Origin of the sequence: Hymenobacter sp. NBH84 (assembly GCF_014217645.1) — a bacterium.
In the GTDB taxonomy this organism is placed as follows: domain Bacteria; phylum Bacteroidota; class Bacteroidia; order Cytophagales; family Hymenobacteraceae; genus Hymenobacter; species Hymenobacter profundi.
This window is the reverse complement of the sequence record NZ_CP043644.1, coordinates 1,314,197-1,336,620: the sequence shown is the minus strand read 5'-3', so window position 1 is coordinate 1,336,620 and position 22,424 is coordinate 1,314,197. Positions and strand designations below refer to the sequence as shown.

General features: G+C 59.1%; 15 protein-coding genes and 1 pseudogene. 6 read left to right on the top strand and 10 right to left on the bottom strand.

What is annotated here, in order from left to right; genetic code table 11:
• From F1C16_RS05545 to F1C16_RS05530, 4 genes are all read left to right on the top strand, one after another.
• Window positions 1–1,305, top strand: a complete 1,305-nt coding sequence (locus F1C16_RS05545; protein ID WP_185283355.1) for a gluconate:H+ symporter — start codon at window positions 1–3, stop codon at window positions 1,303–1,305.
• 211 nt (window positions 1,306–1,516) lie between these two features.
• A complete protein-coding gene (locus F1C16_RS05540) occupies window positions 1,517–1,981 on the top strand; it encodes a RidA family protein (RefSeq protein WP_185283354.1) in 465 nt (154 codons plus the stop codon).
• A 43-nt stretch (window positions 1,982–2,024) separates the two neighbouring features.
• A complete protein-coding gene (locus F1C16_RS05535; RefSeq protein ID WP_185283353.1) occupies window positions 2,025–3,131 on the top strand; it encodes a D-TA family PLP-dependent enzyme in 1,107 nt (368 codons plus the stop codon).
• A 3-nt stretch (window positions 3,132–3,134) separates the two neighbouring features.
• The gene (locus F1C16_RS05530; RefSeq protein WP_185283352.1) at window positions 3,135–4,208 is read left to right on the top strand and encodes a dipeptidase; all 1,074 of its coding nucleotides are present in this window, start codon (window positions 3,135–3,137) and stop codon (window positions 4,206–4,208) included.
• A gap of 61 nt (window positions 4,209–4,269) precedes the next feature.
• On the opposite strand, the gene F1C16_RS05525 is transcribed toward F1C16_RS05530, so the two are convergent.
• On the bottom strand, window positions 4,270–5,274 hold the full coding sequence (locus tag F1C16_RS05525; protein ID WP_185283351.1) for an endonuclease/exonuclease/phosphatase family protein: 1,005 nt from the start codon (window positions 5,272–5,274) through the stop codon (window positions 4,270–4,272).
• A 137-nt stretch (window positions 5,275–5,411) separates the two neighbouring features.
• The gene (locus F1C16_RS05520) at window positions 5,412–6,854 is read right to left on the bottom strand and encodes a M48 family metalloprotease (protein WP_185283350.1); all 1,443 of its coding nucleotides are present in this window, start codon (window positions 6,852–6,854) and stop codon (window positions 5,412–5,414) included.
• Window positions 6,855–7,205: 351 nt separating this feature from the next.
• Here F1C16_RS05520 and F1C16_RS05515 point away from each other — a divergent pair, with 351 nt between their 5' ends.
• Both F1C16_RS05515 and F1C16_RS05510 read left to right on the top strand, forming a co-directional pair.
• On the top strand, window positions 7,206–8,615 hold the full coding sequence (locus F1C16_RS05515; protein WP_185283349.1) for a DNA/RNA non-specific endonuclease: 1,410 nt from the start codon (window positions 7,206–7,208) through the stop codon (window positions 8,613–8,615).
• Between the two features lie 136 nt (window positions 8,616–8,751).
• Window positions 8,752–10,449 carry an ATP-binding protein gene (locus tag F1C16_RS05510; RefSeq protein ID WP_185283348.1) on the top strand — a complete coding sequence of 566 codons (1,698 nt, stop codon included), beginning with the start codon at window positions 8,752–8,754 and terminating at the stop codon, window positions 10,447–10,449.
• Window positions 10,450–10,547: 98 nt separating this feature from the next.
• On the opposite strand, the pseudogene bglX reads toward F1C16_RS05510, so the two are convergent.
• The 8 genes and pseudogenes from bglX to F1C16_RS23315 form a co-directional block, all read right to left on the bottom strand.
• Window positions 10,548–12,714 (bottom strand): annotated as a pseudogene (gene bglX, locus F1C16_RS05505) (beta-glucosidase BglX).
• A gap of 262 nt (window positions 12,715–12,976) precedes the next feature.
• On the bottom strand, window positions 12,977–13,774 hold the full coding sequence (locus tag F1C16_RS05500) for a prolyl oligopeptidase family serine peptidase (protein ID WP_185283347.1): 798 nt from the start codon (window positions 13,772–13,774) through the stop codon (window positions 12,977–12,979).
• A gap of 170 nt (window positions 13,775–13,944) precedes the next feature.
• On the bottom strand, window positions 13,945–15,306 hold the full coding sequence (locus F1C16_RS05495; protein WP_185283346.1) for a glucoamylase family protein: 1,362 nt from the start codon (window positions 15,304–15,306) through the stop codon (window positions 13,945–13,947).
• A 169-nt stretch (window positions 15,307–15,475) separates the two neighbouring features.
• A complete protein-coding gene (locus tag F1C16_RS05490) occupies window positions 15,476–16,960 on the bottom strand; it encodes a RagB/SusD family nutrient uptake outer membrane protein (RefSeq protein WP_185283345.1) in 1,485 nt (494 codons plus the stop codon).
• A 27-nt stretch (window positions 16,961–16,987) separates the two neighbouring features.
• On the bottom strand, window positions 16,988–20,281 hold the full coding sequence (locus F1C16_RS05485; RefSeq protein WP_185283344.1) for a TonB-dependent receptor: 3,294 nt from the start codon (window positions 20,279–20,281) through the stop codon (window positions 16,988–16,990).
• Between the two features lie 125 nt (window positions 20,282–20,406).
• Window positions 20,407–21,438: a FecR family protein gene (locus F1C16_RS05480; RefSeq protein WP_185283343.1), complete on the bottom strand. Its 1,032-nt coding sequence runs from the start codon at window positions 21,436–21,438 to the stop codon at window positions 20,407–20,409.
• A gap of 148 nt (window positions 21,439–21,586) precedes the next feature.
• Window positions 21,587–22,174, bottom strand: coding sequence for an RNA polymerase sigma factor (locus F1C16_RS05475; RefSeq protein WP_185283342.1), 588 nt, complete (start codon window positions 22,172–22,174; stop codon window positions 21,587–21,589).
• Window positions 22,175–22,318: 144 nt separating this feature from the next.
• Window positions 22,319–22,387 carry a hypothetical protein gene (locus F1C16_RS23315; protein WP_374940597.1) on the bottom strand — a complete coding sequence of 23 codons (69 nt, stop codon included), beginning with the start codon at window positions 22,385–22,387 and terminating at the stop codon, window positions 22,319–22,321.
• Window positions 22,388–22,424 lie beyond the last annotated feature (37 nt).

The following is a 22,424-nucleotide window of genomic DNA, read 5'->3' as shown; positions in this document are numbered from 1 at the left end:
ATGACCCTCGCTCTTGTTCTGCTCTGCATTGTAGGCCTCGTCTTGCTGATAGCAGTTGGTAAAATCAACGCGTTTTCGGCCTTTTTGCTGATTTCCGTAGTCGCCGGGGTGGTGTTGGGCATGCCGCTGGCCGATATTCCGAAATCCATTGAAAAGGGCATTGGCGATACGCTGGGCTCGTTGGTGATTATCCTGTGCTTCGGGGCCATGCTGGGCAAACTACTGGCCGAAAGTGGTGCTGCCGAGAAGCTGGCCGCCGCCCTGATGCGCGCCTTCGGCCCGCGCTATATTCAGTGGGCGATGGTGGTGGCGGGCTTCGTGATTGGCATTCCGCTGTTCTACGGCATTGGGTTTGTGCTGCTGGTGCCGCTCATTTTTTCGGTGGCGTATCAATATAAGCTGCCTACTATCTACATCGGGCTACCCATGCTGGCGGCCCTGTCGGTCACGCACGGCTTCCTACCCCCGCACCCCTCGCCTACGGCCTTGGTGGTGCAGTTTGAGGCCAATATGGGCCTGACGCTGGTCTACGGCCTGGCTGTGGCCATCCCTACTATCATCATTGCTGGGCCGCTGTTTGCCCGCACGCTCAAGAGCATTGTGGCCCAGCCCTTGCAGGCGTTTGCCGCTACCACGCCCGCCGCCAACCCACCCGGTACGGCCAACAGCTTTTTCACGGCGTTGCTGCCGGTACTGCTGCTGATGCTGGCCGCCGTTTATCCTTTTCTGACGGGCCTACCCTTCCAGCGCCTGATGGCCCTGCTGGGGCAGCCGTCGGTGGTGATGCTGCTGGCCGTGGCCTACGCCACCTACTCGTTGGGGCTGAAACAGGGCCGTAGCATGCCGCAGATTATGGGCATTTACGGCGACGCCGTGAAGGATATCAGCATGATTCTGCTCATTATTGGGGCATCAGGGGCGCTCAAGCAGGTACTCACCGACAGCGGTGCCAGCCTGGCCATTGCCGAGCAGCTTCGGCACGTGGCCCTACCCCCGCTGGTGCTGGGCTGGCTAATGGCGGCCATCATTCGGGCCTGTGTGGGCTCGGCCACCGTGGCGGGCCTCACTACCGCCGGCCTCATCGCACCTTTGCTGGTGCAGACGCACACCAACCCCAACCTGATGGTGCTGGCCGTGGGCGCGGGCAGCCTGATGTTCTCGCACGTCAACGACTCGGGCTTTTGGCTATTCAAGGAATATTTCAACGTGAGCGTGAAAGACACGCTTCGCTCCTGGTCCGTGATGGAAGCCCTGGTGGGCGGCCTGGGCTTGGTAGGTGTGCTGGTGCTGGATGCGCTGGTGTAGCGACAACTACGTCTGTTGGTTATCTTATATAACTAGTGAACGGTGTAGAGACGCATACTTGCGTCTCGTCGTTGAACGACATCGGCCATGCGGCGCGGACGATAAGACGCAAATATGCGTCTCTACACCGTTCAGGTTGACTCAAACTACCGTCAGCCATTCCACTTAAATGCCACTCAAAACTCAACACGTAAAACTCAATCCTTCTACCATGTCCACTCCTTCCGAAAACTTTGCCGCCACGGGACTGAACCTACCTCCCGCCCCTACCCCCCTGGGTGTGTACAAGCCCTACCTCATCGACGGCAAGTACCTCTACGTATCCGGCCACGGCCCGGTGCAGGATGATAAGAGCCTGATTATCGGCCGCATCGGCGACGCCCTGGATATGGAGCAGGGCAAGCTGGCTGCCCGGCAGGTAGGGCTCACCATTCTCTCCACCATCGCTACCCACCTGGGCAGCCTGGATAAGGTGAAGCGCGTGATCAAGGTGCTGGGCATGGTGAATTGCACCTCCGATTTCGAGCGGCATCCCTACATCATCAACGGGTGCAGCGAGCTGTTTGCGCAGGTGTGGGGCCCCGAAAACGGCGTAGGTGTGCGCAGCGCCGTGGGCTTCGGCTCGCTGCCGGATAACATTCCGGTGGAGATTGAAGCGCTGTTTGAGCTGGCGTAATCATCTTACCCCACCCAACTTGCTTCCCCTACCTCTCCCTATTATGCCAGAAGATTGGTTCCGCCTCAACAACCCCGACCAGCTGGATACGCCTACCCTAGTGGTGTACCTGGATAGGGTACAACGCAATCTGGCCCAGCTCACGGTGAGTATTGACGACGTAGCCCGGCTGCGGCCGCACATAAAAACGCATAAGAGTGCGGAAGCCACACGGCTGATGATGTCCGCTGGCATCCACAAATTCAAGTGCGCCACTATTGCCGAAGCCGAGATGCTGGCCGGCTGCCACGCCCCCGATGTGCTGCTGGCCTACCAGCCCGTGGGGCCTAAAGCCCAGCGCTTTCTTCAACTGGTACTACGCTACCCGCACACCCGGTTTTCCTGCTTGGTAGATCAGTACGAAACCGCGCGCTACCTCGATGAGCTGACCGCCGCCAGTGGCGTAACCGTTACAGTTTTTCTGGATTTGAACGTGGGCATGAACCGCTCAGGCATTGCGCCGGCTGCGGCGTTTGCGCTATACCAGCAGTGCGCCACCCTACCCCACCTCCACGTGGCCGGGCTGCACGCTTACGACGGCCACATTCACGAATCGGATCTGGCCGAGCGCACGGCCCGCTGTCACGCGGCGTTTGCGCCGGTGGAGGAGTTGGTAACGCAATTGCAGTCTTCTGGATTTCAGCCCATTGTGGTGGCGGGCGGCACACCTACCTACCCCATCCACGCGGCGCGGCTGGGGGTGGAGTGCAGCCCTGGCACGTTCATTTACTGGGACGGGGGCTACGGGCAGGCATTCGCGGAGCAACCATTTGAGCCGGCGGCCCTGGTGCTTACGCGAGTGGTGTCGTTGCCTACCCCTACTACTCTGTGCGTGGATTTGGGGCACAAGGCCATTGCCTCGGAAAACACGTTGGACAAACGTGTGACCTTCCTAAACGCCCCCGAATTACGGCCTATCGGGCACAGCGAAGAACACCTCGTGCTGGAAGCCGGCCCCGGACATCCATACCGGGTAGGCGACCTGCTCTACGGCCTGCCCCACCACATTTGCCCCACGGTGGCGCTCTACGAGCAGGCCGTCGTCATTCAACATCACCAACCGGTTGCGACGTGGCAAACCGTCGCGCGCGGCCGGACTCTTACTGTGTAGCTTATGCTGATCGTCGACGCGCACCTGGATTTGAGCATGAACGCGCTGGAGTGGAATCGGGACCTGACCCAGCCCGTGGCCGCCCTCAACGCCCGCGAAGCCGGCCTCACCGACAAGCCCGACCGGGGCAACGCCGTGGTGAGCCTGCCCGAGCTGCGCCGGGGACACATTGGGCTGGTGGTAGCCACCCAAATTGCCCGCTTTGTGGCGCCCGACAACCCGCTGCCCGGTTGGCACTCGCCGGCCCAGGCCTGGGCCCAAACCCAAGGCCAGTTGGCGTGGTACCAGGCTATGGAAGCCGCCGGCGAAATGGTGCAGGTGCACGACCTGCCTACCCTGGAGCAACACCTAACCCTGTGGGCAGACGATAATATGCCCGCCGAAACCAAGCCCATCGGCTACATCTTGAGCTTGGAAGGCGCCGACTCGCTGATAACGGTAGACTATCTGGAACAGGCTCACCGCTCTGGCTTGCGGGCTGTGGGGCCGGCCCACTACGGCCCCGGCCGCTACGCCCAGGGCACCGACGCTACCGGCCACATGGGACCAAATGGCCACGCCTTGCTGCGCGAGATGGAGCGCCTCAACATTATTCTGGATGCCACGCACCTGTGCGACGACAGTTTCTGGGAAGCTCTCGACCACTTCAACGGGCCGGTGTGGGCCAGTCACAACAACTGCCGCGCCCTGGTCAACCACAACCGCCAATACAGCGACGAGCAACTTAAGGCCCTAATAGCCCGCGGGGCCGTGATTGGCGGCGCCCTAGACGCTTGGATGATGGTGCCCGGCTGGGTACGGGGCGAGTCGACGCCGGTAGGTATGGGCTGCAACCTGGCGGTGGTAGTCGACCACCTGGACCACATCTGCCAGCTGGCCGGCAACACCCTGCATGTGGGCATCGGCTCCGACCTAGACGGCGCTTTCGGCCGCGAGCAGTGCCCCTACGACCTCGAAACCATTGCCGATCTGCAACGCCTACCCAACTTGCTAGCCAAGCGCGGCTACTCCGATCAGGACATCGAAAATGTGCTACACGGCAACTGGCTGCGTTTTTTGCGCTGGGCGTGGGCATAGACAGCACTGGGTAGCAACACCTTTACCCGTTGCGGCGGGGGATGGTGGTGGGCTTCTAGGTTTAGTCTACCAGCACCAATTCCGCATACAGGGGAAAATGGTCGGAGTCGACGCTGGGCAGGCGTTTCAACTCTACCAGTCGAAACTCCTTGGTGACAAACAGATGGTCGAGGGGCCAGCGGATGGGAAACCAGTGGGCATCGAAGGTGTTAAACAGACCGCGCCCCAGGCTCACGTTATACAGCTCGCCATCGGCCTCAAACATGCGCGTGGTGTGCGACCAGGACACGTCGTTGAAGTCGCCGCACACGAGGGCGGGGCGGGTTTCCTGCTTCACCATGCGGCCCACTTTGCGTAGGGCTACGTCCTTCATACCCACACTATTGGGGTAGTTGTCGGGGAAGGGCGGGGTAGGATGCACACCGTAGAACGTAACCACGCGGCCGTTGGGCAGGCGCAGGCCGGTACGGATGGAGGGCACGTTTTTCTGTTGCAGAATGTGCTCCTGTGGGTCTACCAGCGGTAGTCGCGAGTACAGCACTAGGCCGTAGGTATTGTCGCGGGGCAGCTCTAAGCGGTAGGGGTACTGCGGTTGCAGGGGGCGCAGGGCTTGCACCCACCACGTGTCGGTTTCTACGGCCAGCAGCACGTCGGGCTGCACGTCGCGCACCAGCTGGAGCAGCGGCGCAGCCTTGCGGTTTTTCATGTACACGTTGATTTCAAGCAGGCGCAGGCGGCCCGCCGGATTGCTGGCCTGGGCAGGCGTGGCATCGGGCACAGGCCGGGTAGCCAGCGGGGAATACGGCAGTAGCAAATGCGCCTGCAACGCCAGCCCTACTCCCGTGCCTACCAGCAGCAGCAGGCGCGCCGTGCGGTGGCGTTGCCAGCCCAGCAGCACCAATCCCAGCAACACCAGCGCGTGCAGAATCAAGGTCTGAAACCGAAAAAAATCGAGCACCTGTAGCCACCACACCGATGCGTTGAATAGCGAAAGCAGGGTAACTACCAGGGCCAACGTACCCACCACTGCCAACAGGTAGCCGGCAATCCGTTTAAAAAAATGCATGAAAGAAGAGGTAAAGAAAGAACCGCATCAGGCAAAATTGGTCATCATGCCTTTTCTACGGATATATAAAGCCCCCGGCACACTGAAATTACCATTTCGGCGTGCCGGGGGCCACTTGGGACAGGCAGGGTTCGGTTCTACTTGCCTACCACCTTATAGAGCGTGCCCGCGCTGAGCTTATCCGTGGTTTTCATGCCGTTCAGAATGGCTAGTTCCTCGTAGCGTTTGCTGGGAATACCATTGGCCGCGAAAGCCTGCGCGAGCGTCTGGCCGGCTTTGGCGGTCTTGATACGGATTTTCTCCGACTGACGGTTCAGCTTACTGGCCTCGGTGAGGCGGGCAAAACCCTGGGCGGTGCGCTGAAAGCTGGGGCCGTAGGTATCGAGCGTGTTGGGCGCGCACAAACCAATGAAGGCATACAATATTTTGCCATCCTGAATTACGTAGGAAAGCGTGCTGGCCGTGATGCTCTGCCGGCCGGTTTGCTGGTCTTGCCCTACCTGGCTCCCTTGGATAGCCACCGCCGGAAAGCCGTTGATGGTGGTGCGCGAAGCCTGCGGCGACTGCAACTTCAACTGCTCGGCCAGGCTTTGGGCGGCGGCCTCAAGGGTGCCGTTGCCAGCCGTGGTCAGGATTTGCACAGCTTTGCCGTTGGGCTCGGCCATCTGGAACTGCGAAGGCGAGTTCTCCGACTTCCAGCCACTAGGAATCGGGAAGCGGAACTTCAGATCGGGGTGGTAGAACACGCCGCCTTCCACGAAGCCCTGGCGCGGGTCTTCGCCATAAGGCAGCCCTTCAATCAAGCGCAGGTAGGAGTTGCGGTTGACGGTGAGGGCGCGGCTGCCGGTTTGCCGTTTGGCATTGGCTGCCAGTTGCTTCACGGTGGTGTAGCGGTCGGCAGAGTTGGGGTGCGACGACAGGAAATCCGGTACGGCATCGGCCCCGCTGGCGGCCTGCTCGCGTTGCAGGGTCTGAAAGAAATCGGCCATGTTGCTGGCGTCGTAGCCGATTTTGGTGCTGTAGGCCACACCTAGCTTATCGGCCTCGCGCTCATCGTCGCGGCCATACTTCAGGAACAGCAGCCCTACCCCCTGCGACAACGGCTGGGCAAGCTGCGCTATGCGGCTCGAAAAGATGGACCCCAGTAGCAGTGCCCCCGTGGCCAGGGTAGAGCGCGTTTGCTGCTTCTGGCCGTGCTTGGCCGTGATGTGCCCAATCTCGTGGCCCAGCACCCCGGCAAATTGCGCCTCGTTGTTGAAGTGCGCCATAATGCCGCGGGTGAAGTACACGTTGCCATCAGGCGCGGCAAAGGCGTTGATAACAGGCGAATCGACGATGGTGAAGTTGTAGCCGTAATCGGCGCGGTTGGATACGGCGGCCATCTGCTGCCCTTTCACGTCGATAAACTTCTGCAAGGCTGGATTATTGAGCAGACCAAACTGCGCAATCACCTGCGGATCGGGCTGTTTGGCTTGTTTGGTTTGTTGGGGCGAGCGAAAGGCTGTGGAACCTGCTAGGGGCAGCAGTAAGCCCAGCGCACCGAGGCGGGCATGGCGAGCAAAGAAAGAGACGAGCGACATGGCAAACAGGGAGAGAGGGTAGGAAAACAGAACAATAGCACCGACTTCGTTGGATGGAAGCACACTGCTATCCTACGCTAGGCGAAAGTTGTACCAATCGTGGCAAAAGTAGGATAACAGCTAGGTATATACGCCATACTGTTCAACTCCCTACTAAGTTGCCTGGCTACAGACAAGGATGCCATATTGCCGCAAAAAGTAGTCTGCTGGCTATCTAAAGCCTATTGTCGTAGTCCTGCTTGTATGTTTCTAAGGCCAGCATACCAGCTAAAGAAAGGAAAGGCCGTATTTGACAGGTGTAGTACGATGCACTGCTGAGGTAGTCTCCAACCAGCCTAGTACTTTCGTGCTATGGCCCGACTTCTCCTGCTTCTTCCTGTAGCGCTACTTGCCTGCTCCCAGCAATCTGCTGAAACGCGCACGGCGGCCGTGGTGCTCCCTACTCCCGCCCAAACTGCAACTGCCCAAGCAGCCCCGCCCCTCACCGAAACCTTCGAGACGGGTAGCAAAGGCGCCTACGCTACCGCCGATGAGGCCCTACCCTCTGGCTCCTGGCGCTTTGCGGAGGCCCTCATTGGCACGTCGGACCAGGACCATAAGGACGGCCAACGCGCTGCGCGCCTGCGCGAAGGCGGCCGGCTGGGCATGAATTTCGACGCGCCTACAGGCGTGCGCACCATCCGCATCAGCAGTGCCAGCTACGGCACCGACCCCGCCAGCACCTGGGAGCTATGGCTGAGCCAGGACGGCGGCCGGCGCTACGCACGGGTAGGCCAGCCAGTACGCACCGCTGGCGCGGGCTTGCTGACAACTACTTTCACAGTACCGCAAGCAGGACCGGTTCGTCTGGAAATCAGGAAGGCAGACACAGGCAAGGGCCGCCTGAATATTGACGACATTGAACTGCTGCGCAACGGCAGCTCTGCCTCTACGCCCGCTCCTACTTCACCTACCCCCTCACCTACTCCTACCCCCCAGTCGCCCAGCCCTTCAGCCCCCACCCAAGACCCTAGTTTGCTCCTTGGCAACCCCAGCGGGGCTACGGCCAGCCTAAGCACGCCAAATAATTACCTGCTGGTGAAGCCGCAGTACACGCTAAGCTACAACGCCCAGCGCGGCACGCCTACCTGGGTGAGCTGGCACCTGAGCAAGGCTGAAATGGGCTCAGCCCCGCGCCAGGACGACTTCCGCCCCGACCCGGCCCTACCCCGGCAGTTCTACCAAGTGACACCGAAAAGCTACTCTGGCTCGGGCTTCGACAAAGGCCACAACTGCCCCTCCGCCGACCGCACCTACACGCTGGACGACAACTCGGCTACTTTCCTGATGACCAACATGATTCCGCAGGCGCCCAACAACAACCAGCGCACGTGGTCGGCACTGGAAGAATATGGACGCAGCTTGGTGAGGCAGGGCAAGGAAATCTACATCGTGATGGGCAGCTACGGCCGGGGCGGGGTAGGCGCCAACGGCGCCGCCACCACCATCGACCAGGGCCACGTGACGGTACCCAAGCGCGTGTGGAAGGTGCTGGTGGTGCTACCCGAAGGCACTGACGATCTGCGCCGTATCGCGGCCGGGCAGGCCCGCATCATCGCCATCGACACTCCTAACGACAACACTGTGAGCCCCAACTGGGGCCAGTACCGCGTGAGCGTAGACGCCCTGGAAGCCGCCACGGGGCTGGATCTGCTGAGCGCCCTGCCGGTGGCTGCCCAAACGCGCCTGCAAATGGGGGTAGATACGGGTTCTACACGGTAAATATTCCGCCTTCTGCGCCAACTCAACACTATGTAACGTAAAACGTGCGGGTTGCTTCGTGTTGGCTGCCTACTTTTGCTTCGTATACTGTTACCAATTTGGCAACCGCTGTACTACACGCAACTTTACAGTCATTATGAGTGCAGATATCCTATTTACGGGAGGCGGGGAAATGGGCGAGCGAATCAGAACACTCGATTGGTCCCAAACCAAGCTGGGGCCAGTGGCTGACTGGCCGCAAAGCCTGATTAGCGCCGTGCAGATCATGCTCGGCTCGCGCTTTCCGATGATGGTGCACTGGGGACCGGAGTTGATTCATTTCTACAACGATGGCTACGCCAGCATCCTACAGGGCAAGCACCCTGGCGCGCTGGGCCAGCCGGCGCAGGCTTGGTGGAGCGAAATGTGGCCTTTTCTGACGCCTATCTTCGATCAGGTGTGGGCCGGCAATACCACGCATTTTGAAAACCAGCTGGTACTACCCAACCGGCAGGGATTCGTCGAAGAAACGTACTTCACTTTCAGCCACAGCCCCATTCGTAATGAAAGCGGGCAAGTGGCCGGCATCTTCGTGACGGCCATAGAAACCACTACCACGGTGCTGAACCAGCGGCGGTTGGCCATGTTCAGCTCCCTGATGGCCCACGCTGCCCTGGCCACCAAACCCGTAGAAGCCGCTCAGCACTTGGTAGCTTCCTTGGCTACCGACTCGCAGGATATTCCGTTTGCGTTGCTGTATAGCATCGATCAACCGGCTCAGCTGGCCCACCTAACGGGGTGGTTTGGCCTACCCGCCGGCGAGCCCACGGCTCCCAGCACTATCCCTCTCTCCTCCGATCGGTACTGGCCGATGGCCGAAGCGCTGTATTCCCGCCAGCCGGTACTGGTTGCTGATTTGGCTGCCCGCTTCGGAAGTTGGCCGGAGGGCGAATGGGCCGTGGACCCAAGACAGGCCCTTATGCTACCCCTGCGGCTACATGAGGCCGACCAGATAGTAGACAAAATCCTTGTGGTGGGCCTGAGCGCCCGGCGACCCCTCAATGCCGATTATCAAGGCTTTTTCTCCCTGGTAGCCGATTACGCCGGGCGGGCTCTCAACCACGCCGCAGCCACCTACGAGGCCTACCGCCTCAACCAGGCGCTGCAAGAGGCCAATAACTCCCTGGACACCTTCGTGCACATTGCCGCTCACGACCTGAAAGGACCAGTCAATAATTTGCATAGCCTGCTGGAAGTGTACCACGAGGAGCCCGCCGGCACGGCGCAGGAACACGTGATGTCGCTGCTGAGCAAGGAGGTGCACCGGCTCACGAGCACCGTATCGGGGTTGCTGGAAATCCTGCGCAGCCAGCACACGGTGGCTCCGCCCGCCGAGAAGGTAGAGCTGCAAACGATTTTCAGCCGCGTCTACACCGACCTTATCGGTTACATACAGGCCCAGGATGGAGTCATTACGGCCGATTTCAGCCGGGCGCCGGTGGTGGTATGCCCCCCGGCTTATCTGGAGAGCATCCTCAAGAATCTGCTGCACAACGCCCTCAAGTACCGCGCCCCCGATCGGCCGCCGGTGGTGCACCTGAGCAGCCGCAGCCGCGACAATACCGTGGTACTGACCATAACCGATAACGGCATCGGCATCGACCTTACGCGGGATAAGGAGCGGCTGTTCAGCCCCTTTACTCGCCTCACGGCCGAGGGCGAGGGCGCTGGCCTGGGCCTCTACATGGTTCGCTCCCTGGTGCAGCAGCAAGGCGGCATGCTAGATGCCAGCAGCACGCCCGGCGTGGGCACCACCTTCACGGTGGTGCTGCCCGCTACCCGCATCAACGACTAGGCCTATACAACAAGCGCGCGACAAATACTTGTCGCGCGCTTGTTGTATAGGCCTTTGGGGGTAGTTGCGTCTCTACCTTGGCACGCAGCTCCAGGCTATTATTGCAGCTTGAAGCTGGCCATCTGCACGTCGCGGGAGTTGCCGCCTACCATCACCTGGAAGTCGCCGGGTTCGGCTACGAAGTTCAGTTCGTTGTTGTAGAACTTCAGGGCGTCGGGCGACAGGCGGAAGGTGAGGGTTTTGCTTTCGCCCTTTTTCAGCATCACTTTCTGGAAGCCTTTCAACTCTTTTACGGGGCGCGAGAGGCTGCCTACCATATCGCGGATGTAGAGCTGGGCCACTTCCTCACCATCGTAGTTGCCGGTGTTGCGCACCGTTACCTTCACTTCCAGCGGCTGGTTCATGCCTAGCGTGGCAGCACTCAACTCGGGTTTGCCGTACTCAAACTTGGTGTAGCTCAGCCCGAAACCGAAGGGGTAGAGCGGCTCGTTCACCTCGTCCAGGTAGCGCGACTTGTACTTGTCGAGCTGCACGCCGCCATAGGGGCGGCCGGTGCTCTTGTGGTTGTAGTACAGCGGAATCTGGCCTACGGAGCGCGGAAAGGTCATCGTGATTTTGCCCGAGGGGTTGTAGTTGCCGAACAGCACATCGGCTATGGCGTTACCGGCTTGGGTACCTGCAAACCACGTTTCCAGAATGGCCGAAGCGTTTTCATCTTCCCAGGTCAGCGTGAGCGGCCGGCCATTCATAAGCACCAGCACCAGCGGCTTGCCAGTGGCTTTCAGCGCTTTTAGTAGAGCAAGCTGCTGACCGGGCAGGCCAATATCGGCGCGGCTGGCGGCTTCGCCGGTCATGCCCTGGCTTTCGCCCACGGCGGCCATAATCACATCGGCCTGTTGGGCTACCTGCACGGCTTCCTTAATCATCTCCTCCGACGAGCGTTTGTCTAGCTCCAGGTCGCCGCCGTGGTGGTTGAGGCGGTCGAGCATCTGCTGGTCGTCGGCAATGTTGGCACCTTTGGCGTACACGATTTTCGCCACGCTGCCGGCCACATTCTTAATACCCTGCTCCAACGACACGGCTTGTTTCCAGTCGCCGGCGCCGCTCCAGTTGCCAATCATGTCGCGCTGGCTCTGAGCCAACGGGCCAACAAGGGCAATGGTCCCCGACTTCTTCAGGGGTAGGGTTTGGTTGTCGTTCTTCAGCAGCACCATGCTTTTGCGGGCAATATCGCGGGCATCAGCAATGAACTCTTTGTTCATGATGACCTTCTTGGCTCGCTTCTCCGACACGCCGTGGTAGGGGTCTTTGAACAAGCCGAGGCGGTACTTGCCTTCCAGCACGCGGCGGCACGCCAGGTCGATATCGGCTTGCTTCACGAGGCCATTTTTCAGGTCTTCGCCCAAGTGCTTTAGGAACAGTTCCCCTACCATGTCCATATCGGCACCGGCTTTCAGCGAAAGGGCAGCCACCTCTTTCTCGTCGCCCATGCCGTGGGCAACTAGCTCGTTGATGGCCGTGTAGTCGGTGGCCACGAAGCCTTTGAAGCCCCACTGCTGGCGCAGCAGGTCCGTAAGCAGCCAGCGGTTGGCGGTAGCGGGTATCCCGTTTACGTCGTTGAACGACGACATCACGGACCCTACCCCAGCATCGACGGCGGCTTTGTAGGGCGGCAGGTACTCGTTGTACATGCGCACCTTGCTCATATCGGTGGTGTTGTAGTCGCGGCCGGCTTCGGCGGCCGCCGTAGAGGGCGAAGTGCTTGAGGCAGGCCATCACGGCGTTTTCCTTGGTGAGGTCGGTGCCCTGGTAGCCGCGCACCATGGCTTCGGCCATGCGCGAGCCAAGGTAGGCGTCTTCACCAGCGCCCTCGGCCACACGGCCCCAGCGCGGGTCACGGGCAATATCGACCATTGGCGAGTATACCCAATGTAGGCCGTCGGCCGAGGCTTCCTCGGCGGCAATGCGGGCGCTACGCTCCACGGCCGTGAGGTCCCAGCTGGCAGCCAGCCCCAGCGGAATTGGGAAGATGGTGCGGTGCCCGTGAATCACGTCGTACCCGAAGATCAGCGGAATTTTCAGGCGAGTTTGCTTCAAGGCCAACTCTTGCAGCTTGCGGGCCGCAATGGGCGTGTAGGTATTAAATACGCCGCCCACATTGCCCTTCGAGATATTCTCGTTCACGTTTTGGCTCACCACCGGCCCCGTCACATCAAACCCCACCGACACCAGATTCAGCTGGCCGATCTTCTCTTCCAGCGTCATTTTCTGCATCAGATTATCGATGAACGCCTTCATCTTGGGGTCGTCCTGCATCACTTGGGGGGTAGGCGCTGGCTGTTGCTGCTGGGCGTGCAGCGGCGCCGTGAAGGTGAGGCCCAGCGTGAGCAGCAGGGCAGCGCGGGAAATTTTATTCATGGGTGTTATATGTGGGAAATTTGAGTTTAATGAATCAGTTCGGGAAGGTAACTGCTATGACTATCTCCGTCTTATTCTGAAGCAAGCAGAAACCGCCTTGGCCCCTACCCTACTTGTGTTGGCTGAACAGCCACGGCAGTAGTTCCGGTTCGGCAAAGGCGCTGTCCCAACTGTTGTGGTTTACGCCGGGATACTCGGTGTATTTCACCTGAGCGCCGGCCTGTTGCAGGGCCGCTACCATCTCGCGGGAGTATTTGGGTGCCACTATGTCGTCGGCGCTGCCATGGAAAACCCACAGCGGTAGGCGCTTGGCATAGCGTTTCACCGAAGAAGGCTCACCACCGCCGCAGATGGGAGTGGCCGCCGCAAACAGCTTCGGCTCGCGGTACAGGGCCTCAAACGTGCCCATTCCTCCCATCGACAAGCCCATGATGTACACCCGCTTTTTATCGACGTGCTCCTGGCGGCGCAGCTGCTGCACTAGGTCGAGGGCGGCGCGCAGGGGCCATTTGGGGCCGTCGGCGTAGCGGAACTGGATATCGAGTGGGTGTTTCGTGCGGTCAATCTGGGTAGCGGCCCAGTAGCTGTTTTCGGGGCACTGCGGAAACACCACAATAGCCGGGAAGCGCTGCCGGTTCTCGGGAGTCAGAAACAACTTGCTGCCGTGCGTGAGCTGCTTTTGGTTGTCAGAACCCCGTTCCCCGGCCCCATGCAGCACTAGTATTAAGGGATACTTTTTGGCGGGGTCGTAGTTTTCGGGATACAGAATGCGGTAGGGCAGCGAGTGGCCGTCTTTGGCGGCGTAGGTGCGAGGCTGGAAACCGGATTCTTGTTGAGCTTGCGCGGTTGTGATACAAGTGAACGTCAGCAGGTAGATGAGCAGGTAGCGAAAGAGGGAATTTTGCATACGTGTAAGCAATCAGGTAACGTGGACTTCAGCCCTATCTCCTCGGGGAGCCAACCGCTAGCAGCTAATAGCTATTAGCTGCTAGCGGTTGGCTCTTGTTCAACAAAAAGCTAATAGCTCCGATACTGGCTCCTTGAGGAGATAGGGCTGGGGGCTGATGTAAATCGTTGCTATTTCTTCAATTGCGGGCTTTCGAGGCCTAGCTTTTTCAGACCCTTCTGCACGTCGGGGCTGCTCATGAAGAGTTTCCAGAGCAAGCCGGTGCGGTGGTTCTCAATCATGCCCACAATAGGGCCTTGGTCGATGGCGAGGTAGGACTTGGCCTGCCAGTTGTGCTGCTCACTGAAAGCGTCCACAAAGCCATACTCGCCCCAGATTTTGTCGCCCAGGTCGTTGTAGAAGTGCTTCAACGCCCGCATCGACTCCTTAGGCGCGTAGGGCATGGCCGACAGCGCGGCGGTGGGCGAAATCACGCCCAAATCCTCCGTAGGCGAGTGCGCAGCATAGCCTTTGTAGCTATCCGACGCCGTGAGGCCCCAGGTGTCTTTGCCGTAGCCTTTGTACTTCTTGGGGTTCTGCACGCAATAGTCGTAGTTGATGCGCGTGTGCGCCTGGTTTTGCTGCCAGTAGTCGGCGTACTGGTCTTTAAGGCCGCGCGGGTCGATGCCCAGGAAGGAGTAGTGCGAGAAGAACAATGGTCCGCCGTAGTCGAAGCCCAGCGGCAGGGTAGTACCCAGGTATTTCTTGCCGTTTTTGAAGGCGTTGCCAGTGGCCCAGCCTTCGTCGTACACCTTCTTATCAATGCTGTAGCGCGGCGAGGACGCGGCCAGTACGTAGGTCACGAAGCACTCATTCCAACCGTGGATCTGGTGGTTCATGCTCCAGTCGTTGTTGGGGCTCCAGTGCCAATAGAGCACGTTTTGGTTTTGGGTGTACCAGCTCCATTCCACGCCTTCCCACATCCACAGCACCTTGTTGCGCAGGTTGCTTTCGGTGGGCGTGTCCTTGGTGAAATACTGGCGGGCGCAAATCAGTCCTTCGAACAGGAACGAGGTTTCTACCAGGTCGCCGCCGTCGTCTTTGGGGCTGAAGCGGATGGTTTTGCCCGTCTCACCGTTCAGCCAGTGCGGAAACGCGCCGTGAAACATATCGGCCTTCCACAGAAAGTTGACGATCTTCCCTACCCGCTCGGCCGCCTGCTCCCGCGTAATCCACTTGCGCTCGGCCGCCACGATAATGGCCATGATACCGAAGCCCGTGCCGCCGGTCGTCACCACTTCGTCGCCGTAGTCGAAGCTCACGTTGCTGCGTTCCCGCGCCATACCCGATACAGGATGGCCGAAATCCCAGAAGTACTTGAACGTCTGGCGTTGCACCTCGTCCAGCAATTGCTCGTCGGAAAGGTTTTTCTGACGCGGGGCGGTGTAGGTGAGTTTGGCGGCCGGGGCAGTCGTTTGAGCGTGGCTAGCCAAGGGTAGCAGACTAGCGCCTGCCACACCAGCCGCCAGTAGGTAGGCAAAAGAAGTGTTCATAAGAGAAGGTGTAGGGTAGGAAAAGCGCGGATTTAAAAGTAAACAGAACGTCATGCTGAGCTTGTCGAAGCATCTCTACCGCTTCGTTGAATACTACCTAACGAAGCGGTAGAGATGCTTCGACAAGCTCAGCACGACGTTCTGTTTTTTATCTACTTAAACCGACAGATTAGTAGCCTGGGTTTTGGGTAATCAATCCGCCACTGATGTCGATGCGGTTTTGTGGAATCGGGAACACCTCATTTTTACCATCCACGAAGTTTTTGCCTACGGCCCGCAGCACGGTGCCAGCGCGGCCCTGGCGCACCAGGTCCCAGAATCGGTCGTGCTCCATGGCCAGCTCCACGCGCCGCTCGCGCCAAATGGCCTGGCGCAGGGCAGTTGGTTCGGTAATCGTTACGTCGGGTAGCACGGTGGTGCTGGTGCCGCGGGCGCGCTTGCGCACTAGGTTCAGGTCGGTGAGGGCCTTGGCCGTGTTGCCCTGTTGGTTGGCAGCTTCGGCGTTCATCAGCAGCACATCAGCGTAGCGCAGAATGCGAATGTTCTTGCCTGAGTCGCCGAGGCCGTTGGGCGAGCGGGGGTCGGTGGCGCGCACGTAGGCCTTCTGGTTGTAGCGCGGGTTATCAATCACCGTCGGAATGGTGATACCGTCGCCCAGGTTTTCGCCGGCGTAGATGATGGTAGCCTGACGGCGTGGGTCGCCGTCTTCGTAGGCGTTATTCAGGTTTTCGGAGGGCACGTTGAAGCCCCAGCCACCCGTCGGGATGGGTGCGCGCGGGCTCTGTACCTCGGCGTACTGCGAGCCGCCACCGCCTTGCGGCAGGGTAGCGCACTGCACCTCAAAGATGGACTCGCTGGAGTTCTCACCTTCCAGATTAAACAGCAACGCGTAGTTGTTGTAGAGACTGTACTCGCCTGAGGCAATTACAGCGTCGGTAAGGGAAAGCACCTGGCCCCAGTTTCCCTGGTACATATACACCTTGGCGAGCATACCTTGGGCAGCTCCCTTTGTGATGCGGCCTAGGTCGGCGGCGGGGTAAGCAGAGCGTACGGGTAGGGCTTCAATAGCCGCGTTCAGGTCGGCAATGATGAAGTCATACGTCTGCTCGCGGGTGGCGCGGGGCTTAGATGAATTGCTACCGTCGCGGGGTGGCAGCTCGTCGATGATAGGTACGCCACCGTAGGTACGCACCAAATTAAAGTAGAAATAACCACGCAGGAAGCGGGCTTCTGCAATCAGGCGAGCCTTTAGAGCGTCGTCCATCTGAATGTCGGGCACGCGCAGAATTACCTGGTTGGCGCGGGCAATGCCCAGGTAGTGGCCCTGCCAGAAGCCATCGAGCAAACCGTTGGCGGCCGTGGCCGTGAAGTTGTCCAGCTCGCCCATGGCGGGCGCGTCGCCGGGGGTACTGCCCTTGTCGGCATCATCGGAAGCCACGTTGGCAATTCCGATAAAGGAGAAAGTATGTACCGAGAAGTCGCGCAGCTGGTTGTAAACAGCGTTGGTGGCCTGCACGGCGCCATCGGAGGTAGCAAAGAAGTTTTCGCTCAACTCCTCGCCTAGGGGCTGGGTGTCCAGAAAATCCTGGCAGCTGCTAACGGCCATGCTCAACGAGAGGCTGGCCAGGGCAATGATATAGTGTTTCGCTTTCATGATGCGATGTGCTTATCAGGTTCTGAATTACAGAGAAATGTTTACCCCGGCGTTGTAAGAGCGCGTCACGGGCACCACGTTCAGCTCGATGCCGCGGCCGGCATCGTTGCCGCCTACCTCTGGCGAGAAGCCCGAGTAGTTGGTGAAGGTGAAGGGGTTGAGCGCGTTAACGTAGAAGCGGATGCTGCCTACCCCAAACGACTCAGTAAGAGCGCGCGGGATGGTGTAGCCCAGCTGAATGGTACGGAAGCGCAGGAACGCACCCGACTCAAGGAAGTAGCTGGAAACCTGCGGAATAACGTTCGACACACGCGGCTCGGTGGTAGAGGGGTTGGTGGGCGTCCAACGATCCAGGCGCGAGGCCTCGAAGTTTTCGTTGGTGAAGCGCACGGCTTTCTTACCGTTGTAGATTTTGTTGCCCGATACACCTTGCAGGTCCACAGCAATATCGAAGCCTTTGTAGGCGGCGTTGGTGTTCAGGGCGTAGGTCAGGTTCGGGATGGGCGAGCCCAGGCTCACGCGGTCGTTTTGGTCAATCACGCCGTCGTTGTTTACGTCGCGGAAGCGCAGCTCACCGGGAGCTTTGCCGCCGGGTTGGTTGGGCGCGGCTGCTACCTCGTCGGCGGTCTGGAAAATACCTACCACATCGAAGCCGTAAAACTCACCGATAGAAGTGTTCACGCCGCTGCGCGTTACCACGTTGCCGTTGCCCAGGCTACCCCCAATGATGGGCTGGCCGCCGTTGCCCAACGACACAATGTTGTTGCGCAGGGTAGAGAGGTTGGCGTTCACGCCGTAAGTGAATTCTTCCTTCACATCGCCACGCCAGCCCAGCGTAAACTCGAAGCCTTTGTTGTCGACGGTACCAATGTTGCGGTACAGCGCCCCCACGGCTACCGGCACCTGCGTCACCAAGTCGTTGGTGCGACGGTCGAAGTAGTCAGCCTCGAAGGTCAGGCGGTTGTTGAGGAAAGCGGTTTCAAAACCAATGTCCAACTGGTTGATCTTCTCCCAGCGAATCTGCGACACGGTGGGGTTGGTTTCGGTTTTGCCAATGTTCAGCGACTCGCCGGGGCCGAAGATGGCGTTCAGGTTGTTGTTGATGCGGGCGTAGTACTGGTAGCTGGGCACGTTCACGTTGCCCACTACCCCGTAGCTGGCGCGCAGCTTCAGGTTATCAAATACGTTGAGGTCTTTGATGAAGTCTTCCTCCGACAAACGCCAGCCGGCGCCAATAGCGGGGAAGTAGCCCCACCGGTCGCCCTGCGAGAAGCGCGAGGAGCCGTCGGCACGGAAGGTAGCCGTCAGCAGGTAGCGGTCCTTAAACGCGTAGTTGGCGCGGGCCAAGCCCGACTGAAACGCGTACTCGCTGGCCGAGTTGTTGGCAATGTTGCCCTGGGCGTTGCCCACGTTCAGGTACCACAGGTCGTCGTCGTAGCCGGGCACGTCGTTGCGCTGGCCGAAGAGACTTTCGTTTTGGTCGCGCTGCATGGTGTAGCCAGCCAGCAAGGTCAGGCGGTGGTCATCGCCAAACTGCGTATCATAGGTCAGCGTGTTTTCCCACAGCCAGGTAGAGTTGGTGTTGGTCCGGCGGCCCAGGCGGCTACGGTCGTTGCGCTGGTTCTGCGACACGAAGTAGACAGGGGCATACACGCGGTTTTCGGTGTAGCCCAGGTCGGTACCGAAGCTGGTGCGGAAGGTCAGGTTTTTCAGCAGGTTGGCTTCGCCGAATACATTACCAATCAGGCGGCCACCTTTGTTGCGCTCATTGTTATAAGCCAACTGCGCTACCGGGTTGGCCACGTTCTGGTTCAGCGAGTAGCTGTAGTTGCCAGTGGTGGGGTTGAACACCTGCTGGGCGGGGTCGGCGTTATAGGCATTGCCGAACACCGAGCCAGGCGTGATATTCTCCTGAATGCGGCTGATGGCCACGTTGGCGCCTACCCGCACGCGGTCGGTGAGCTTGTACTCGTTGTTGACGCGGAAGTTGATGCGCTCAAAATCCTGGCCTTTCACGATGCCCTGCTGCTTGTTGTAGCCGCCGCTGATGCTGTACGTCGACTTCTCCGAGCCGCCCGAAGCGCTCAGTTGGTAATCCTGAATAACGCCCTTGCGCAGAACCTGATCAAACCAGTTCACACCGTTACCATAGTCGTAGCCGGGGCCGCGGAAGAGGTTGGTAGCGTTGGGGGTAGTGTTCAGAATGGCTTCGTTCAGCAGCGTCTGATACTCGCTGGCGTTGGCCATATCCACGCGCCTGGCAATTTCCTGGTAGCCCGCGTAGGCGTTCAGCGAAATGCGCGCCTTACCCGACTTGCCTTTTTTGGTAGTCACGATAATCACGCCGTTGGCGCCACGCACACCATAAATAGCCAGCGAAGAGGCATCCTTCAATACTTCAATCGACGCAATATCGTAGGGGCTCAGAAACTGGATGTTGTTGGTGAACATACCATCTACCACAAACAACGGCTGGTTGGCGGCGTTGTTGTCGTCGCCGGCCGTGCGCACCGACGTCACACCCCGAATACGAATATTCGGTGCGGCACCAGGAGCACCTGAGGTGGAGGTGATGTTCACGCCAGCAATTTTGCCTTGCAGAGCCTGCTCGGCGTTGGCTACCGGACGGTTGGCAATTTCCTCGGCCTTCACCGAGCCAATGGCGCCCGTCACGTCGGCTTTGCGCTGCGTACCGTAGCCCACTACCACTACCTCGTTCAGGGTTTTGGTATCGGCACCCATGGTGATGTTGATGGCCGTGCGACCATCTACGGGCACCTCCTGGGTGTTGTAGCCAATAAAAGAGAAAGTGAGGATAGCGTTATCGGGTACCGTGAGGGAGTAGTTGCCCTCCACGTCGGTCTGGGTGCCGTTAGCGGTGCCTTTCACTACCACGTTCACGCCGGGTAGGCCACCACCCTTTTCGTCTAGCACGCGGCCAGTTACGGTGATGTCGGCCTGGGCGGGCTGCAACACAATACCGTTGTCCACCACTTCGTATTTCACAGCCACTGGCGACAGAATCGTGCGCAGTACCTCTACCAGAGGCTGGTTCACGGCTTTCACCGATACCCGCCGAGTGGCCTTAATCACCTGCGGGCTGTACATGAAGTGCGTGTTGGTCTGCGCTTCCAGCTGCCCGAGCAGGTCTTTTACGGTTTCGTTGTTTGCCTGCACCGTCACGGGTTGGTTCAGGATTTCCTGGGCTAGCGCTGGCCGGCCCCAGGCAATGCCGGTGCAAAGCATCAGGCCAAACAGTTGCAATAGCAGCACGCTTTTGAAGCGTTTGCCCAGCGGTGGGATTTGTAGAAGAGGACTCATACAGCTTGTTAGGGTTGGTGAGAAGGTTTGGGAATTAAGCGAAGCAGTAAAAAGAGTTAAACACAGTCGCAATCGTTTGCGGAAATTTCGCAGAGAAGAGGTAGCTGAAAGGAGTTGGAAACGTGTCAGGATTTGCAGCCCTGGCTATACAGCTGCACGTGCGCATCTACCGATTTATAGGTAGCGCCCAGGGTCTTACACAACAGACCTAAGTTACTGAATAACTGATCTTTTTGCAGCACAACGCTTACGGTGCAGTGTGCCAAAGCCACCTTGTCGTAGAGAATTTCTACCCCGTAGGCTTGTTCCAGGGTGGCAATCACGTCGGCTACGGGCTGGTCGTCGAAGGAAAAGGTAGAGGGCGGGGTGAGCAAGGCAGGCTGGGCTACCAGATCCTTATGCAACTCGTGTGCAGCGGGCGAATACACTACCTGCTGGTTGGGAAGCAACTCCACAGCGGCGGGTACCGCCGCCACGGTGGCTGCCGCCAGCTTGCGGGGCTGCACACGTACTTTGCCGCGCAAGACCTGCACCCGCGTGTTGGGTTGGCCAGCGTAGGCTTGCACCGTGAAGCTCGTACCCAGCACCGTAGTCAGCATTTGCTCGGTATATACCTCAAACGGCTGTTGTGAATTGTGAAACACGTCAAACGTAGCTTCACCTGATAGAAATACCTGCCGGCGAGCCGCCACAAAACGGCGTGGGTAGCGCAGACGGCTATGGGGTGCCAGCACCACCGTGCTGCCATCGGGTAGGGTGAGCCGGCCGGGCTCGGTGCGTATGGTCCATTCCATTTGAGCGGTGGCCACTCCCGGCACAGCGGGCTCTATCCAGGAGTTGGGTAGCTGCTGTAGTGCCGCTAGGCCAAGCCCTAGGGCCAAAGCCGCTGCGGCGGCCCAGCGGGTAGGTGTGCGCACGTACCACGGTTTGGGGGCAGCAGTTAGCGGGATAACCGGCGTTTCCAGGCCGGTTTGTTGGGCAATGCGTGCCCACAGTGCGCTTTGCAATGCTTCCCGCTCCTGCACGGTCAGGGGGGTGCTAGTGGGTACGTGATGTTCCAGGGTAGCGTACCATTGCTCTACTTCGCGCTGCTCTGCGGGCGTGCATTCGCCACGCTGGTACCGCTGCAATAAGGTTTGAAAGTACGCGTCTGGCATAAGAGAAGCCTTGGTTTGCTCGTATAGTCGAACAACCGCGCTTTTACCCTAGTGCAGTCATAAAAAAACCTGCTGCTCAGACACGCACTAGGCCACTAATCACCCATTAACTAATTGACTATCAATATAAAATATTCAATAAAAATTTTTACTTTATCAACCAGAAAAAAAGCAACAATGTCAAAAAATCTTTCAACCGTACACGCAATAGCTTCAGGGCGCGCGTGAGATGATACTCCACCGTTTTGGGCGATAAGTGCAATTGATCGGCAATTTCCGCTACGCTCTGGTGCTCCAACCGGCTCAGCCGAAATACTTCCCGCGTCGACTCGGGCAGCTGGGTGATGCTTTCTGCCAGGGCCACCGACAGGTCATCGGCCGCCACTACCTCCTCAGTGCTTCGGTCCAACGCTAGCGGCTGTGCCTGCCGGTAGCTCAGGTAGCCCGCGTGGGTGGTACGCACCCGCAGGTAGTCGATAATCCGGTATTGCAGGGCTTTGTTCAGGTAGTGGGGTAGCTTTTCAATCTGGCTACTGGCGCGCTTTTGCCAGAGCGCCGTAAACAGGTCCTGCACCAGCTCTTCGGCGGCCTCGCGCGAGCCCAACTTGCGTTGCGCGGTGCTAAACAGCTGCCACCAATACCGCTCGTAAATCTCCGCGAAAGCCCGCGCATCACCGTCGCTCAGCGCCTGTACCAGGGCTGCGTCGTCGGATATAGCGTGCGATTTTGGAGTCATAAGCTATTGAAAACGGAGAAGCGAATGTACGGTAAGTAGCAGATTCACAGCGCGTATCTATTGATTAATCATTTGTATTTATCTCTATAACAGCACAACCATAAAAAGTATACCCGCGCCGGGTGCCGGCGCGGGCTTGTGCTTTTAGGTTTCGCTGAGTTGCGTTTTAAAGCCCATCAGTTGTCCATTGGCTGTCTTGCCCAACACATACACCGGTATCTGAGGGCCCTCGCCGATGCGGTATACCTGC